Genomic DNA, 16,749 nt, shown 5'->3' on the forward strand with positions numbered 1-16,749 from the left:
CCACATTTACAGTGTGGCTTGAGAGCGACGCGGTAGGGGTGGGAGCCGGCTTGTCGTGGCGACGAACCGCGGCAAAAGGGGCGCAACGCGCCCCCAAGAGGAGGTTGTCACGCCTTGTTCAGGTACATCCTGGTAGTCAGCAGATACACCGGCAGCCCCGACACCACGATCAACAACGCCGCATAAGGCGCCGCCGCCGCGAACTCGACGTTGGCGGTATGCGCCCACACCTCGGTGGCCAAGGTGGTCATCCCGGTCGGGCTGAGCAGCAGGGTCGCGGTCAGTTCCTTCATCGCATCCAGGAACACCAGGGCGAACGCTGCTGCCATCGCCGGGAAGATGATCGGCAAGGTAACCCGGCAGAAGGCTGCGAAGCTGCTGGCGCCCAAGGTGCGCGCCGCCTCTTCCAGGGTTGGCGAGGCCTTGTTCAGTGCGGTGCGCACCGGCGACTGCGCCAACGGCAGGAACAGCAAGGCATAGGCCAGGATCAGCAGCGCCGTAGTCTGGTACAGCGCCGGCACATAGTGCAGGGCGAAGAACACCAGGGTCAGTGCAATGACCAGACCGGGCAGGGCGTGCAGCAGATAGGGCAACCGCTCGGCCCAGATCGCCAGGCGCCCCTTGTAGCGAACCACCAGGAAGCTGATCGGCAGTGCCAGCAGCACGCAGAAGCCAGCGCCACCCAATGACACCGACAGCGAGGTGCCCAGGGCCTTACCGATGGCCGCGACCGGGAAGGCCGCCGATGAGCCCACGCTCAGCCAGTAGCCGAGCATGGCCAGTGGAATGCCACTGCCCAGCACCGCCAGCGCTAGGCAGAACAGCTGCCCCAGTGGCATCCAGCCGCGCAGTCGCAAGGGTTGGGCGCGGCGCGCCACGCCCTGGCCAATGCGCACATGACGCGCCTTGCCACGCACCCGCAGTTCCAGCCACAGCATCGCCAGGCACAGCACCAGCAGCACCGCCGAGAGCATCGCGGCGTTGGCGTTGCTGAATTCCAGTTCGAACTGCTGGTAGATCGCCGTGGTAAAGGTCTGCAGGCCAAGGATCGACAGGGCGCCGAACTCCACCAGCATGTGCAGGGCAATCAGCAGCCCGCCGCCGAGCATCGACGGCCACAGCAACGGCAGGGTGATCTTGCGGAACACGCCCCAGCGGCTGCAGCCCAGCGTGCGCGCCGACTCCTCCAGCGCGGTATCCAGGTTGCGCAGGGTGGCGGCCACCGGCAGGAACACCAGCGGGTACTTCGACAGTGCCATCACCAGGATCGCCCCGCCCAGCCCTTCGAAGTCCGAACTCAGCGACACCCAGGTGAAGCTGCTGACGAACGATGGCACGGCAAACGGCAGGCATAGCACCACGCCCCACAGGCGTCGGCCAGGCAGGTCGCTGCGCTCCAGCAGCCAGGCCAGGGCCACGCCCACCACCAGGCACAGCGCGGTGACGCCGACCATCAGCAGCAGGGTGTTGCGCAGCAAGCCCCACACGAACGGACGCCATAGCAGGCGCAGGGCTTCATGCCAGCCGGCATCCCAGGCCTTGAGCCCGACGTACAGCAATGGCAGCAGGCTCATGGCCACCAGGAACAGCACGGGCAGCACCACCCAGATGGACGGGCGCTTGCGCTTGGGGACGAAGCGCGCCAAGGCGGGCGAGGGCAGGGCGGCAGTCATCAGAGCAGGCCAACCTCACGTTCCAGCTCGATGGCTTCCTCGGCATTGCCAAGGTCGGCCGGCGAGATCTTCGGCGGGCGCAGCTCATCGAACGGCTTCAGGCCACGGTCAGAGACCATGCCTTTATGCAGCGGGTATTCGGCGGTGGTCTGGGTGATCACGCGCTGGCCTTCTTCGCTGGCCATCCAGTTGAGCAGGGCCTGTGCTTCTTTCGGATGCTTGCTGGCCTTGACCGCAGCGGCGCCGGAGATGGTCACCAGGTTGCCGGCGTCGCCGTCGGCCAGGTAGTACAGCTTGGAGTCGAGCTTGCCGCGCTCGCGCTCCAGGGCGTACCAGTAGTAGTTGTTCACCAGCACGGCGGCGACTTCGCCCTTCTCCACGGCCTTCAGTGCGACCATGTTGTTGGTGTAGGTCTTGCCGAAGGCTTTCAGGCCGGTCAGCCATTCTTCGGTGGCTTCGCGCCCGTGCATCTTGAGGATGGCCACCGCCTGTTCCTGGAAGGCGCCGCTGGTGGGCACGTAGCCGACACGGCCGTCCCATTCGGGGCCGGCGAAATCCATCACCGTGGTCGGCAGGTCTTTCTCATCGATCTTCTTCGGGTTGTAGACCACCACGCGGGTGCGCGCGGTAACGCCCATCCAGGTGCCGTTGGCGCCCACGTATTCCTTGGGCAGCATGTTCAGGGTGGCGTCGTCGATCTTCGCCAGTAGGCCCAGTTCGCCCAGGTTGTTCAGCGGTGGCGACTCTTCGGTATAGATGATGTCGGCCGGCGAGCGTTCGCCTTCCTCGATGATCTGGCTGGCCAACTGGTTGCTGCTGCCCTTGCGAATATTGATATGAATGCCGGTCTTGGCCTCGTAGGCCTTGGCGATGGCTTCACCGATTTCCTTGTGCTGGCCGTTGTACATCGTCAACGTGACCGGTTCGTCTGCCAGGGCGGCCGGAGCGCCGATCACCAGGCTCAGAACTGCGGCGGCCAGGGTGCGCATCAGCGGTTGCGGGCGGATCGTCATGCGGGTATTTCCTCGCTTACGGCTACATATTTGGAAACAATGGTAAACGAAATTGTTTCTCAAATGGGCGCATGTCGGGAAATTCATGGGTAGACGAAGGAGGGGCTGCCCGGCGACATGAAATCGCAGGCAAGAAAAAACCCACTAGCAAGCTAGTGGGTTTTTGTATGGTGCCCAGGAGAAGACTCGAACTTCCACGACCGTTAAGTCACTGATACCTGAAACCAGCGCGTCTACCAATTCCGCCACCTGGGCAAAGCTTTGCATCGTCTGCTGAAGGCGACTTTCGTCTGCTTTCACACAGTAGTAACAGATCCTTGGTCATCTGTTACTTGAAAATTTTTGGTGCCCAGGAGAAGACTCGAACTTCCACGACCGTTAAGTCACTGATACCTGAAACCAGCGCGTCTACCAATTCCGCCACCTGGGCACACATTCGAGATTAAAAGATGCTTTACAGCGTCGTTCATCTCTACTACAACTCCGGGGTTGTCCGTCGTTGTGGTGCGCACTATACGGACGCTCCTGATGGCTGTAAAGCCCCTGATCGAAAAAAAATTCAAAAAATTCAACCCGTTGATTCCACGCGCCTATTTCCGTTCGGCGGATACCGCGTCGGGGCTGTCCAAGGCTGACATTTCCGGTTTCAATACGTCTATGCCAGAATTCATATCTATATACCCCAAGGTGAACCCCTTCTGATGGCCGATTGGCAATCCCTCGATCCCGAGGCCGCTCGCGAAGCGGAAAAATACGACAACCCTATCCCCAGCCGTGAGCTGATCCTGCAGCGCCTCGCCGACCGTGGCGAGCCGGCTGCCCGCGAACAGCTGGCCGAAGAGTTCGGTCTTTACGAAGAAGACCAGATCGAAGCCCTGCGCCGCCGCCTGCGTGCCATGGAGCGCGACGGTCAGCTTATCTATACCCGGCGCGGCACCTATGCCCCGGTGGACAAGCTCGACCTTATTTGTGGCCGTGTCTCCGGGCACCGTGACGGCTTCGGCTTCCTCATCCCCGACGATGGTAGCGAGGACCTGTTCCTCAGCCCGGCACAGATGCGTCTGGTGTTCGATGGCGACCGCGGCCTGGCCCGGGTCTCCGGTGTAGACCGCCGTGGCCGTCGCGAAGGCGTGCTGGTAGAGATCATCTCCCGCGCCCATGAAAGCGTGGTTGGTCGCTACTTCGAAGAAGGCGGCATCGGCTACGTAACCCCTGACAATCCGAAAATCCAGCAGGAAGTCCTGGTCACTGCCGGACGCAACGGCGGCGCCAAGATCGGCCAGTTCGTGTCGATCAAGATCACTCACTGGCCAACCCCACGCTTCCAGCCGCAGGGTGATGTGGTCGAGGTGATCGGCAACTACATGGCTCCGGGCATGGAAATCGACATCGCCCTGCGCAGCTATGACATCCCGCATGTCTGGCCACAGGAAGTGATCAAGGAAGCGCGCAAGTTCCGCTCCGAAGTCGAGGAAAAAGATAAAGAGAAGCGCATCGACCTGCGTCATCTGCCTTTCGTCACCATCGACGGCGAAGACGCTCGCGACTTCGACGATGCGGTGTATTGCGAACCGTTGGGCAAGCTGCGCATGTTCTCCGGCGGCTGGCGCCTGTACGTGGCGATCGCCGACGTTTCCAGCTACGTGCGCCTGGGCTCGGCGCTGGATGCCGAAGCGCAGCAACGGGGTAACTCGGTGTACTTCCCCGAGCGCGTCGTGCCGATGCTGCCCGAAGAACTGTCCAACGGCCTGTGCTCGCTGAACCCGCACGTCGATCGCCTGGCCATGGTCTGCGAAATGACCATCAACAAGGCCGGCCAGATGGTCGACTACCAGTTCTACGAGGGTGTGATCCACTCCCACGCGCGCCTGACCTACAACAAGGTCAGCAGCATGCTCGAGCATTCCCGCACCCGCGAAGGCAAGGCACTGCGCGAGGAGTACAGTGCGGTGTTGCCGGACCTGAAGAGCCTTTATGCCCTGTACAAGGTGCTCCTGGCGGCCCGTCACACCCGCGGTGCAATCGACTTCGAGACCCAGGAAACCCGGATCATCTTCGGTGAAGATCGCAAGATCGACGAAATCCGTCCGACCGTGCGCAACGACGCCCACAAGCTGATCGAGGAATGCATGCTGGCGGCCAACGTTGCGACGGCCGAGTTCCTGCAGAAACACAACGTGCCTGCGCTGTACCGCGTGCACGATGGTCCACCGCCCGAGCGTCTGGAAAAGTTGCGCGCATTCCTCGGTGAGCTGGGCCTGAGTCTGCACAAAGGCAAGGACCCTTCGCCTAAGGACTACCAGGCACTGCTGGCGAGCATCGCTGGGCGCCCGGACTTCCACCTGATCCAGACCGTCATGCTGCGCTCGCTGAGCCAGGCGGTGTACAGCGTCGAGAACAACGGCCACTTCGGCCTGAACTACGAGGCCTACACCCACTTCACCTCGCCGATCCGTCGTTACCCGGACCTGCTGGTGCATCGCGCCATCCGTAGCGTGATCCGCTCCAAGGTCGACACCCCGCACGTCAAGCGTGCCGGTGCCATGAGTATTCCCAAGGCGCGCATCTACCCGTACGACGAAAACAGCCTCGAGCAGATGGGCGAGCAGTGCTCGATGACCGAGCGCCGCGCCGACGAGGCTACCCGCGACGTGGTCAACTGGCTCAAGTGCGAGTACATGCGTGATCGCGTCGGCGAGACCTTCCCTGGTGTGATCACCGCGGTGACCGGCTTTGGCCTGTTCATCGAGCTGACCGACATCTATGTCGAAGGCCTGGTGCATGTCAGCGCCCTGCCGGGTGACTACTACCACTTCGATCCTGTGCATCACCGCCTGTCCGGTGAGCGCAGCGGCCGCAGCTTCCGCCTGGGCGACACGGTCGAGGTTAAGGTCATGCGTGTCGACCTCGAGCAGCGCAAGATCGACTTCGAAATGTCGGAGAAGACCGTCACCGCACCGGTCGGCCGCAAGCCACGCGCTGCCGCGCAGCCGGTGGTCGAACAGGCGCCTGCCGCTGAAGCGAAGATTTCGCCCAAGCCGCGCAGCCGCAAGAGCGAGGCCTCCGAGGCGTACTTCCCGAAAGACGCGGTGCAGCGCAATGCCGAGGTGCGCAAGAGCCGTGAAATGAAGAAGGCGCTGATGGGCGAGGCGCGTGCCAGCGGCCATGCCGGCGGCAAGTCGGATAAAGGTGGCAAGTCGTCCGGCAAGCCGACCAAGCATCGCAAGGGGCCGCCCAAGTCCGGCGCGCCACGCAAGGGCAAGAACAAGTCATGAGTCAGCTGGAAAAGATCTACGGCGTGCATGCCGTGCAGGCACTGCTGCAACACCACCCCAAGCGGGTAAAACAGATCTGGCTGTCCGAAGGGCGCAGTGAGCCGCGCATCCAGGCCCTGCTGGAGCTGGCTGCGCAGAACCGCGTCCAGGTCGGCCAGGCCGAGCGCCGTGAACTCGACGCCTGGGTCGAAGGTGTGCACCAGGGTGTGGTTGCCGAGGTGAGCCCGAGCCAGGTGTGGGGCGAGGCGATGCTCGACGAGCTGCTCGAGCGTACCGAGACGCCGCCCTTGATCCTGGTGCTCGATGGCGTCACCGACCCGCATAACCTCGGCGCCTGCCTGCGCACCGCCGATGCGGCCGGGGCGACCGCCGTGGTGATCCCCAAGGACAAGTCCGCGACCCTGACCGGCGTGGTGCGCAAGGTGGCCTGCGGCGCCGCCGAGGTGATGCCACTGGTGGCCGTGACCAACCTGGCACGTACCCTGGAGAAACTCCAGCAGCGCGGACTGTGGGTGGTCGGAACCGCTGGCGAGGCCGAACAGGAAATCTACCAGCAGGACCTGACCGGTCCGCTGGTGATGATCATGGGGGCCGAAGGCAAGGGCATGCGCCGCCTGACCCGTGAACACTGTGATTTCCTGGTGAAGTTGCCAATGGGTGGCAGCGTCAGCAGCCTGAACGTTTCGGTGGCCACCGGGGTGTGCCTGTTCGAGGCAGTGAGGCAGCGTCAGGCCAAGCGCTGATCTGACCGTGTGCGGGAGCGGCGCACCGCCGCTCCCTCGTTGTTTCTCAGGCTTGCGGCCTGTTGGGCGAATATGTTTCCGGCTGTTCAAATATTCGCCAACCTCCTTGCTTGTCCTTCCCGGCTTCTCTACAATTGCGCCCCTTGCCGAGCTGGCAGGCGCGCATGTGCCTTCTCTCTAGGGCAAGACATACAGTGTCATTCACTCCTTGTCTGACCAGGTTGCTGGCAGACTACTAACCCGTAAGGAGCATTCATGCGTCATTACGAAATCATCTTCCTGGTTCACCCGGACCAGAGCGAGCAAGTCGGCGGCATGGTTGAGCGTTACACCAAGCTGATCGAAGAAGATGGTGGCAAGATCCACCGCCTGGAAGACTGGGGCCGTCGTCAACTGGCCTACGCAATCAACAATGTTCACAAGGCTCACTACGTGATGCTGAACGTTGAGTGCTCCGGCAAGGCCCTGGCCGAGCTGGAAGACAACTTCCGCTACAACGATGCCGTGATCCGTAACCTGGTCATCCGTCGCGACGAAGCCGTCACCGGCCCGTCCGAGATGCTCAAGGCAGAAGAGAACCGCAGCGAGCGCCGTGAGCGTCGCGAACGTCCTGAGCATGCTGATGGCGCCGAAGGCGACGACAGCAATGACAGCGACAACAGCGATAACGCTGACGAGTAATCCACGGACCTTTTGAGGAGCCTATTACATGGCACGTTTCTTCCGTCGTCGTAAATTCTGCCGCTTCACTGCTGAAGACGTGAAAGAGATCGACTTCAAAGATCTCAACACCCTGAAAGCTTACGTATCCGAAACCGGCAAGATCGTTCCAAGCCGCATCACCGGTACCAAAGCTCGTTATCAGCGTCAGCTGGCCACCGCTATCAAGCGCGCCCGCTTCCTGGCCCTGCTGCCCTACACCGACAGCCACGGCCGCTGAGACCGGGTCGTCGACTAAGTAGCAAGGGATAGGCATGCGAGCGTTGGCAAGTTTCATCATGCGCGGTCGTGTGCAGGCCACCCTCGTGGTGGTCATCAGCGCGGTACTGCCGCTGCTGTTCTGGTTGAGTGCCGCCGCTGGGAGCCTGGTTCTCCTGCGGCGCGGGTTCAAGGACGCTTCATCGGTCATCGCCTGGGGCCTTCTGCCAGCGTTGATCATGGGGTTCTTCGGCGAACCGAGCACCTTGCTGGTGCTGCTGGGAACGCTGGGTCTGGCCGCCTTGTTGCGCGCTGGGCATTCGTGGACTCGGGTACTGCTGTCCAGTGTCGCGTTAGGCTTGCTATACAGCCTGATCCTGGATGCGGTGATGCGCGAGACCTTCGAGGTGCTGGCCAAGGCGCTTGAAAAAGCCCTGCCGCAGTTCGAGGGCCAACCGGTACTACCTGGTGAGCTGATCGGCCCTTTGCTGGTCGCTTCCAGTGCGGTAATGCTGCAGCTGTTCAGCCTGCTGGCTTTGATGCTGGCGCGGTATTGGCAGGCTGCGTTGTACAACCCCGGTGGTTTCGGGCGCGAGTTTCGCGAGCTGAGGCTGCCGCTGGTACCGATGCTGGTGCTGGTGTCATTGATGGTGTTGGGCCCGTTCATCGGGTCGCAGTTCATCGTCCTGGCCAGTGCGTCCAGTCTGGTGCTGCTGCTCGCTGCCATCGCCCTCATTCATGGGTTGGTGGCACAAGGGCGACTAGCTGGTTTCTGGCTGGTGGGGATGTACGTGACGCTGCCGCTGCTCATGCAGCTGATGTATCCGTTGCTCGTGGTTCTGGCCATTGTCGACAGCCTGATTGATTTTCGCGGTCGCAAGTCCCCTTCACAGGGTGACGACTCCGCGAACGGTGAAGGTTAAAAGTTAAGAGGTTTTACCAAATGGAACTGATCCTGCTGGAAAAAGTCGCCAACCTGGGCAACCTGGGCGACAAAGTAAACGTTAAGGCTGGTTACGGCCGTAACTTCCTGCTGCCATTCGGCAAGGCCACCGTTGCCAACGCCGCCAACCTGGCTGCGTTCGAAGAGCGCCGCGCCGAGCTGGAAAAAGCCGCAGCAGACAAGAAAGCTTCGGCTGAAAGCCGCGCTGCCCAACTGGCCGAGCTGGAAGTGACCATCACTGCCACCGCTGGCGACGAAGGCAAGCTGTTCGGTTCGATCGGCACCCACGACATCGCTGACGCCCTGACCGCCTCCGGCGTTGAAGTGGCCAAGGCTGAAGTTCGCCTGCCGAACGGCACTATCCGTCAGGTTGGCGAATACGACGTAGCCGTGCACCTGCACAGCGACGTTGAAGCCACCGTACGTGTGGTTGTCGTAGCTGCCTAAGCTGCCTTAATCGACTGGCCCCTCGTGGGTCAGGCGGTTAACATCGGGCACGGTCCTGTTTTGCGCAGGCCGTGCCCTTTGTCTTTTTCATCTTGCAGAATTTTTCGTGGCCATGAACGAGATCACCACCCCCGAACAACTCGACCTGCAAACCGCTGCCTTGAAGGTGCCGCCGCATTCCATCGAGGCCGAACAGGCCGTGCTCGGTGGCCTGATGCTGGACAACAACGCCTGGGAGCGAGTGCTGGACCAGGTGTCGGACGGCGATTTCTACCGGCATGACCATCGCCTGATCTTCCGCGCCATCCACAAGCTGGTGGACGCGAACCAGCCGTTCGACGTGGTCACCTTGCACGAACAGTTGGACAAGGAAGGTGTGTCTACCCAGGTGGGCGGCTTGGCGTATCTGGCCGAGCTGGCCAAGAACACCCCGTCGGTGGCCAACATCAAGGCCTACGCCGCGATCATCCGTGAGCGGGCCACGCTGCGACAGCTGATCAGCATCAGCACCGACATCGCCGATAACGCCTTCAACCCCCAGGGCCGTAACGCCGAAGAGATCCTTGACGACGCCGAACGGCAGATCTTCCAGATCGCCGAGGCGCGGCCGAAGACCGGTGGGCCGGTGGGGGTCAACGAACTGTTGACCATGGCCATCGATCGCATCGACACACTGTTCAACTCCGACAGCGATATCACGGGCGTGTCCACTGGCTTCACCGACCTGGATGAAAAAACCAGCGGCTTGCAGGCGGCAGACCTGATCATCGTCGCGGGCCGGCCGTCGATGGGCAAGACCACCTTCGCCATGAACCTGGTGGAAAACGCCGTGTTGCGCAGCGATAAGGTGGTGCTGGTGTTCTCCCTGGAGATGCCCGGTGAATCGCTGATCATGCGTATGCTGTCGTCGCTCGGGCGCATTGACCAGACCAAGGTGCGTTCCGGCCAACTGGACGACGACGACTGGCCGCGGCTGACTTCGGCGGTGAACCTGTTGAACGACCGCAAACTGTTCATCGATGACACTGCCGGCATCAGCCCCTCGGAAATGCGTGCGCGTACCCGCCGCTTGGCGCGAGAGCATGGCGAGATTGCCATGATCATGGTCGATTACCTCCAGTTGATGCAGATCCCGGGTTCGGCCGGTGACAACCGAACCAACGAGATTTCCGAGATCTCCCGCTCGCTCAAGGCGCTGGCCAAGGAATTCAACTGCCCGGTAATCGCCCTGTCACAGCTCAACCGCTCCCTCGAGCAGCGCCCCAACAAGCGCCCGGTCAACTCCGACTTGCGTGAATCGGGTGCGATCGAGCAGGACGCCGACGTGATCATGTTCGTTTACCGCGACGAGGTGTATCACCCGGAAACCGAACACAAGGGCGTGGCCGAGATCATCATCGGCAAGCAGCGTAACGGCCCCATCGGCTTCGTGCGCCTGGCGTTCATCGGCAAGTACACCCGTTTCGAGAATCTCGCGCCGGGCATGTATAACTTCGACGACGACGAATAAAACCATCTTGCTGGGCTGGCCCCTGTGGGAGCGGATCGTGGGAGCGGGCTTACCCCGCGATGGCGATGGTGAATTCCCCGATGTCAACGCGAGGCAAGCTCGCTCCCACAGTGATATTTGTTGGCACGCTTGAATCCGACCACCACCGTCGGATTTGGTCAAAATTTGTGCTATATTTCGCGCCCGCGATTTCCCTGCACTTTAAAACCGGTCACTGACATGCAAGCAGCCAAACCACTCTACGACTATCCCAAGTACTGGGCCGAATGCTTCGGGCCAGCGCCGTTCCTGCCGATGAGCAGGGAGGAGATGGATCAGCTCGGCTGGGATTCCTGCGACATCATCATCGTGACCGGTGACGCCTACGTCGACCACGCGTCGTTCGGCATGGCCATCATCGGTCGACTGCTCGAGGCCCAGGGCTTCCGGGTGGGCATCATCGCCCAGCCGAATTGGCAGTCGAAAGACGACTTCATGAAGCTCGGCGAGCCGAACCTGTTCTTCGGGGTCGCGGCGGGCAACATGGACTCGATGATCAACCGCTACACCGCGGACAAGAAAATTCGTTCCGACGACGCCTATACGCCTGGCGGCCTTGCCGGCAAGCGCCCGGACCGCGCCAGCCTGGTGTACAGCCAGCGCTGCAAGGAAGCCTACAAGCATGTGCCGATCGTGCTTGGTGGCATCGAGGCTTCGCTGCGCCGCATCGCCCACTACGACTACTGGCAGGATAAGGTCCGCCATTCGATCCTGGTCGACGCCAGCGCCGACATCCTGCTGTACGGCAACGCCGAACGAGCGATTGTCGAGGTTGCCCAGCGCCTGTCCCAGGGTGAAAGCATCGAGCACATCACCGATGTGCGCGGCACCGCGTTCATTCGTCGCGACACCCCGCAGGGCTGGTTCGAGATCGACTCCACCCGTATCGACCGCCCGGGCCGCGTCGACAAGATCATCAACCCGTACGTGAACACCCAGGACACCCAGGCCTGTGCCATCGAGCAGGCCAAGGGCGACCAGGAAGACCCGAACGAAGCCAAGGTGGTGCAGATCCTCGATAGCCCGAGCGTCACCCGCGAGAAGTCGGTGATCCGCCTGCCGTCGTTCGAGAAGGTGCGCAACGACCCGGTACTCTACGCCCATGCCAACCGCGTGCTGCACCTGGAGACCAACCCGGGCAACGCCCGCGCCCTGGTGCAGAAGCATGGCGACGTGGATGTGTGGTTCAACCCGCCACCCATTCCCATGACCACCGAGGAAATGGACTACGTGTTCGGCATGCCCTATGCGCGCATCCCGCACCCGGCGTATGGCAAGGAGCGCATCCCGGCGTACGAGATGATTCGCTTCTCGGTGAACATCATGCGTGGCTGCTTCGGTGGCTGCACCTTCTGCTCGATCACCGAGCACGAAGGCCGGATCATCCAGAACCGCTCGCACGAATCGATCCTGCACGAGATCGAGGAGATGCGCGACAAGGTACCCGGCTTCACCGGCGTGGTCTCCGACCTCGGCGGGCCGACCGCCAACATGTACCGCATCGCCTGCAAGAGCCATGACATCGAGAAGCACTGCCGCAAGCCGTCGTGCGTGTTCCCGGGCATCTGCGAGAACCTCAACACCGACCACAGCTCGCTGATCGAGCTGTACCGCAAGGCTCGCGCCCTGCCGGGGGTGAAGAAGATCCTGATCGCCTCGGGCTTGCGCTACGACCTGGCGGTGGAGTCGCCGGAGTACGTGCGTGAGCTGGTTACCCACCACGTCGGCGGTTACCTGAAGATTGCCCCGGAGCACACCGAGCGTGGCCCGCTGGACAAGATGATGAAGCCGGGCATCGGCACCTACGACCGCTTCAAGCGCATGTTCGAGAAGTTCTCGAAAGAGGCGGGCAAGGAGCAGTACCTGATCCCGTACTTCATCGCTGCCCACCCGGGCACCACCGACGAAGACATGATGAACCTGGCCCTGTGGCTCAAGGGCAACGGCTTCCGTGCCGACCAGGTGCAGGCGTTCTATCCGTCGCCGATGGCTTCGGCCACGGCCATGTACCACTCGGGCAAGAACCCGCTGCGCAAGGTCACCTACAAGAGCGAAGGGGTGGAGATCGTCAAGAGCGAGGAGCAGCGCCGCTTGCACAAGGCGTTCCTGCGCTATCACGATCCGAAGGGCTGGCCGATGCTGCGCGAAGCGCTGCAGCGCATGGGCCGCGCCGACCTGATCGGACCGGGCAAGCACCAGCTGATCCCGCTGCACCAGCCGGCGACCGACACTTACCAGAGTGCGCGGCGCAAGAACTCGACCCCGGCCGGCAGCCACAAGGTGGGCAAGGACCAGAAGATCCTCACCCAGCACACCGGCCTGCCGCCGCGCGCCAGCGATGGCAGCAAGCCGTGGGACAAGCGCGAGAAGGCCAAGGCCGAGGCGTTCGCCCGCAACCAGCAGGCGGCCAAGGAACGCAAGGAAGCGGCCAAGGGTGGCAAGGGCAAGAAGCCGCGCCAGCCGGTGATTCCGCGCTGATCATCAAAGGGGCTGCAAAGCAGCCCCTTCCTGGTCAATCAGGCTGTTTGTCGACCCACTTCGGCACCACGGGTGCAACGAAGCTGTCCATCCCGTCCAGCAACTCATCCGGCTGCTCCCCGAGCAACAGCATTGCCCGGTGCTGCGGCCGCACGAAGCCTTCCTCGACAATATGGTCGAGGAACCCGCCCAGCTTCGCGTAGAAACCATTCACATCCAGCAGCCCCAGCGGCTTGGCGTGATACCCCAGCTGCCCCCAGGTCCATACCTCGAACAGTTCCTCCAGCGTGCCCAGGCCACCTGGCAGGGCAATGAAGGCGTCGCTGAGTTCGGCCATGCGCGCCTTGCGCGCATGCATGCCGTCCACCACTTCAAGGCGGGTCAGGCCCTTGTGGCCGATTTCGGCGTTCATCAGGCTTTGCGGGATGATGCCGACGACTTCACCTCCGGCAGCCATGGCGGCATCGGCAACGGTGCCCATCAGGCCGACCGCGCCGCCGCCATAGACCAGCGTCAGGCCACGGCGGGCGATGGCCTGGCCGAGGGCGACGGCGGCTTCACGGTAGGCAGGGTTGGCACCGATGCTGGCGCCACAGAAGACACAAACGGAACGTACAGGCATTGCTTATCTCCCTTTACATGCGCGCACAGGGTAAGGCGCATGCCTGTCGGTTCCAAGGGGATCATTCGGGACGCGCGAACTCGCAGACCGCTGAACCGGCGGTACCGCAGGCGTAGGCTGCCAGCAGGCTGCGCATCATGTTGCTCAATGTCATGACATTTGCTCCTGATTGAGAGGTTGTCTCATCGTCCATTAAGAAGGCATGATGTGCACTTTGATTGGTTGTATACAATCCATTGAACAAATCTACTGGCTGGCGACTTGACACCCCTTGACCCATATCAGGTACGGGCGTCCTGTATTCAGGCAGTCTCGCAATTGATAAAACCCTGCCAAGGAGATTCATGATGTTTGCGAAAGCTGTAGCGGTATCCCTGCTGACCCTCGCCAGCGCCTCCGTCTTCGCTGCTGACAAGTGCTCGGTGACTGTCGACTCGACTGACCAGATGTCCTTCAATACCAAGGAAATCACCGTCGACAAGAGCTGCAAGGAGTTCACCGTAAAACTGACCCACTCCGGCAGCCTGCCGAAGAACGTCATGGGGCATAACCTGGTGATCAGCAAGACCGCCGACATGCAAGGCATCGCCACCGAAGGCATGTCGCAAGGCCTGGACAAGGACTACATCAAGGCCGACAACGCCGCGATCATCGCCCACACCAAGATGATCGGCGCTCCTGAGAAAGAAACCGAAGTGAAGTTCGATGCCACCAAACTGGAAGCTGGCGGCGACTACAGCTTCTTCTGCACCTTCCCGGGCCACATCTCGATGATGAAGGGCAAGGTCGTCGTCAAGTAATCAAAACCTGACGCAATACCCTGTGGGAGCGGCCTTGCACCGCGATGGCGATGGTGAATCCACCACGTCATCGCAGGGCAAGGCCGCTCCCACAGTTGTTTCTAAGCCTGATCAAGGGGCGAACGGCAGCTCGCGCTTGTGCTGGGTCTTGCGGTAGGTAGCGACGATGATGTCGAACGCCTCCTGGCTCACCGGCTCACCGTGCAGGAAGGCGTCGATCTGCTGGTAGGTCACGCCGTGGGACGCTTCGTCCGGCTTGCCCGGTTCAAGGTCTTCCAGGTCTGCGGTCGGTACTTTCTCCACCAGCGATTCCGGCGCGCCAAAGCTGCGCGCAATGGCCCGCACCTGGTTTTTCACCAGCCCGCTCAGCGGTGCCAGGTCGCAGGCACCATCACCAAACTTGGTGAAGAAGCCCATTACCGCTTCGGCCGCATGGTCCGTGCCGATCACCAGGCCGGCACGGGCGCCGGCGACGGTGTATTGGGCGACCATGCGCGTGCGCGCCTTGACGTTGCCGACGACGAAGTCGACCAGGGTCGGCGAGCCGTTTTTCAGTTCCTCGACCTCCGCCGCCAAGGCCTTTACGGCTGGGGCGATGTCGATGGTGTGAACCTCGTCGGCCTTGATCACCTCCAGGCAGGCCTGGGCGTCGTGCTCGTCGTGCTGCACGTGGTACGGCAGGCGCACGGCGATGAAGGTATAGGCCTTGTCGCCGGTCTCGGCGCGCAGTTCGTTGATGGCGCGCTGGGCGAGCAGGGCGGCGGTCAGCGAGTCGACACCGCCACTGATGCCCAGTACCAGGGTCTTGAGCCGGGCATTGGCCAGGCAGTCCTTGATGAACGCCACGCGCCGGGCTACTTCCTGCTCGAGGGCGGCGGCATCGGCGAACGGCGGCTGCACCTTGAGCGCCTGGGCAATCTCTTGCTGAACGGCTTGCATGGGTTACTCCTTGCTGGGGACTTTGAATACATGGCGCATGTAGGCGACGAAGTTTTCGTCGCGGCACTGGGTCTTGGCGGCTTCGTCGGAGATCTTTGCCACCGGCGAGCCGTTGCAGTCGGTCATTTTAAGCACGATGCTCATGGGCGCCACGCCGGGAATGTCACAGGTCAGGTTGGTGCCGATGCCGAAGCTGACATTGATGCGCCCACGCAGGGCCCGGAAGATCTCCAGCGAGCGGGTCAGGTTCAGGCCATCGGAGAACACCAGGGTCTTGGTCATCGGGTCGATACCTAGCTTCTGGTAATGGGCGATGGCCTTTTCCGCCCAGGCCACCGGCTCGCCTGAGTCATGGCGCAGGCCATCGAACAGCTTGGCGAAGTACAGGTCGAAATCCTTCAGGAAGGCATCCATGGTGATGCAATCGGTCAAGGCGATGCCGAGCAGTCCGCGGTATTCGCGCACCCAGCAGTCCAGGGCGGCGATCTGGCTGTCGATCAGTCGTGGGCCGAGCTGCTGGTGGGCCATGATCCATTCATGGGCCATGGTGCCCAGGGGCTTGATATCCAGTTTCCATGCCAGGTCGACGTTGCTGGTGCCGACGAAGCGGCCCGGGAACTCATCGCGCAGCACCCGTACCACGTCTTCCTGCACGCGGCTGGAGAAGCGCCGGCGGGTGCCGAAGTCGGCTACCTGCAGTTCGGCCAGTTCGTCGTCGCTGGCGTGGGCGCGCAGCCAGTCGAACTTGCGATATAGCTGGTCGCGGGCTTCGGCCAGGCGCATGCGCGGATGCAGGTGGCGGTTGCGCACTTCGCTGATGATGGCCAGCAGCGGCACTTCGAACAGGATCACATGCAGCCATGGGCCTTTCAGGCGGAGAAACAGTTGGTCGTTCTCGATGCCGATGCGCACATAGCGCAGGTTGAAGCGGAACAGGCGCAGGAAACGCAGGAAGTCCGGCTTGAGGAAGCTGATGCGCTCGAGGAAGGCCAGTTGGCCGTCATCCAGGGTCAGCTCGCTGAGCAGCTCGAGCTGGTTGCGGATCTCGCCCAGGTAGGGGCGCAGGTCCTCGCCGTTGCGGCAGCGAAACTCCCATTCGACATCGGCGTCCGGGTAGTTGTGCAGGACGCCCTGCATCATCGTGAGCTTGTAGAAGTCGGTGTCGAGCAGGTTGTGCACGATGCGCTCGGCGAATGCGCTCTCGCTCATCAGGGGGAAGCTCCAAGGGGGGCAATGGCGACCATTGTGCCAGATCGCGGGGCAAGCCCGCTGCCACGCCGCCCGCGATATTGGACTCTGCAGGTAATTTTGCGTGCGCCAGCTAGCCTTCAAACAGTGCTCCCTGTAGC

At 62.1% G+C, this 16,749-nt stretch carries 15 protein-coding genes and 2 tRNA genes; 10 read left to right on the plus strand and 7 right to left on the minus strand.

What is annotated here, in order from left to right:
* Window positions 1-107: 107 nt before the first annotated feature.
* From OH705_RS13385 to OH705_RS13400, 4 genes are all read right to left on the minus strand, one after another.
* A complete protein-coding gene (locus OH705_RS13385) occupies window positions 108-1,673 on the minus strand; it encodes an ABC transporter permease (RefSeq protein ID WP_038706889.1) in 1,566 nt (521 codons plus the stop codon).
* Window positions 1,673-2,686, minus strand: a complete 1,014-nt coding sequence (locus OH705_RS13390) for an extracellular solute-binding protein (protein WP_023629373.1) — start codon at window positions 2,684-2,686, stop codon at window positions 1,673-1,675. Before OH705_RS13390 ends, OH705_RS13385 begins: the two co-directional genes overlap by 1 nt.
* Before the next feature lie 168 nt (window positions 2,687-2,854).
* Window positions 2,855-2,941: transfer RNA gene (locus OH705_RS13395), tRNA-Leu, on the minus strand.
* Between the two features lie 88 nt (window positions 2,942-3,029).
* Window positions 3,030-3,116 (minus strand) — tRNA-Leu (locus tag OH705_RS13400).
* A gap of 98 nt (window positions 3,117-3,214) precedes the next feature.
* Here OH705_RS13400 and OH705_RS13405 point away from each other — a divergent pair.
* The 9 genes from OH705_RS13405 to OH705_RS13445 all read left to right on the plus strand — a co-directional run bounded on the left by OH705_RS13405 (window position 3,215) and on the right by OH705_RS13445 (window position 13,039).
* On the plus strand, window positions 3,215-3,388 hold the full coding sequence (locus OH705_RS13405; RefSeq protein ID WP_023629372.1) for a hypothetical protein: 174 nt from the start codon (window positions 3,215-3,217) through the stop codon (window positions 3,386-3,388).
* Window positions 3,388-5,961 carry a ribonuclease R gene (gene rnr / locus OH705_RS13410; RefSeq protein WP_267302346.1) on the plus strand — a complete coding sequence of 858 codons (2,574 nt, stop codon included), beginning with the start codon at window positions 3,388-3,390 and terminating at the stop codon, window positions 5,959-5,961. The genes OH705_RS13405 and rnr overlap by 1 nt, the downstream gene beginning before the upstream one ends.
* The gene (gene rlmB / locus OH705_RS13415; RefSeq protein ID WP_217840554.1) at window positions 5,958-6,704 is read left to right on the plus strand and encodes a 23S rRNA (guanosine(2251)-2'-O)-methyltransferase RlmB; all 747 of its coding nucleotides are present in this window, start codon (window positions 5,958-5,960) and stop codon (window positions 6,702-6,704) included. The genes rnr and rlmB overlap by 4 nt, the downstream gene beginning before the upstream one ends.
* 255 nt (window positions 6,705-6,959) lie before the next feature.
* The gene (rpsF, locus tag OH705_RS13420) at window positions 6,960-7,385 is read left to right on the plus strand and encodes a 30S ribosomal protein S6 (protein WP_023629370.1); all 426 of its coding nucleotides are present in this window, start codon (window positions 6,960-6,962) and stop codon (window positions 7,383-7,385) included.
* 28 nt (window positions 7,386-7,413) lie between these two features.
* Window positions 7,414-7,644 (plus strand): 30S ribosomal protein S18, encoded by a 231-nt coding sequence (gene rpsR / locus OH705_RS13425; protein WP_003249563.1) that lies wholly within the window; start codon window positions 7,414-7,416, stop codon window positions 7,642-7,644.
* 34 nt (window positions 7,645-7,678) lie between these two features.
* Window positions 7,679-8,545 carry a hypothetical protein gene (locus OH705_RS13430; RefSeq protein ID WP_104444842.1) on the plus strand — a complete coding sequence of 289 codons (867 nt, stop codon included), beginning with the start codon at window positions 7,679-7,681 and terminating at the stop codon, window positions 8,543-8,545.
* 20 nt (window positions 8,546-8,565) lie between these two features.
* Complete coding sequence (rplI, locus tag OH705_RS13435) at window positions 8,566-9,012, plus strand: 50S ribosomal protein L9 (RefSeq protein ID WP_011535934.1); 447 nt, start codon at window positions 8,566-8,568, stop codon at window positions 9,010-9,012.
* A 112-nt stretch (window positions 9,013-9,124) separates the two neighbouring features.
* Window positions 9,125-10,522, plus strand: a complete 1,398-nt coding sequence (gene dnaB, locus OH705_RS13440; RefSeq protein ID WP_023629368.1) for a replicative DNA helicase — start codon at window positions 9,125-9,127, stop codon at window positions 10,520-10,522.
* Between the two features lie 219 nt (window positions 10,523-10,741).
* Window positions 10,742-13,039 (plus strand): YgiQ family radical SAM protein, encoded by a 2,298-nt coding sequence (locus OH705_RS13445; RefSeq protein ID WP_267302347.1) that lies wholly within the window; start codon window positions 10,742-10,744, stop codon window positions 13,037-13,039.
* Between the two features lie 34 nt (window positions 13,040-13,073).
* On the opposite strand, the gene OH705_RS13450 is transcribed toward OH705_RS13445, so the two are convergent.
* Window positions 13,074-13,661 carry a TIGR00730 family Rossman fold protein gene (locus OH705_RS13450; protein ID WP_094012218.1) on the minus strand — a complete coding sequence of 196 codons (588 nt, stop codon included), beginning with the start codon at window positions 13,659-13,661 and terminating at the stop codon, window positions 13,074-13,076.
* Window positions 13,662-14,008: 347 nt separating this feature from the next.
* Here OH705_RS13450 and azu point away from each other — a divergent pair, with 347 nt between their 5' ends.
* Window positions 14,009-14,461, plus strand: coding sequence for an azurin (gene azu, locus OH705_RS13455; RefSeq protein WP_023629364.1), 453 nt, complete (start codon window positions 14,009-14,011; stop codon window positions 14,459-14,461).
* A 111-nt stretch (window positions 14,462-14,572) separates the two neighbouring features.
* Here azu and nadE read toward each other — a convergent pair whose 3' ends face one another.
* Window positions 14,573-15,400 carry an ammonia-dependent NAD(+) synthetase gene (gene nadE / locus OH705_RS13460; RefSeq protein WP_031314652.1) on the minus strand — a complete coding sequence of 276 codons (828 nt, stop codon included), beginning with the start codon at window positions 15,398-15,400 and terminating at the stop codon, window positions 14,573-14,575.
* Between the two features lie 3 nt (window positions 15,401-15,403).
* Window positions 15,404-16,609 carry a nicotinate phosphoribosyltransferase gene (pncB, locus tag OH705_RS13465; RefSeq protein WP_031314651.1) on the minus strand — a complete coding sequence of 402 codons (1,206 nt, stop codon included), beginning with the start codon at window positions 16,607-16,609 and terminating at the stop codon, window positions 15,404-15,406.
* Window positions 16,610-16,749 lie beyond the last annotated feature (140 nt).

Origin of the sequence: Pseudomonas sp. BJa3, assembly GCF_026343815.1 — a bacterium.
GTDB lineage: Bacteria > Pseudomonadota > Gammaproteobacteria > Pseudomonadales > Pseudomonadaceae > Aquipseudomonas > Aquipseudomonas soli.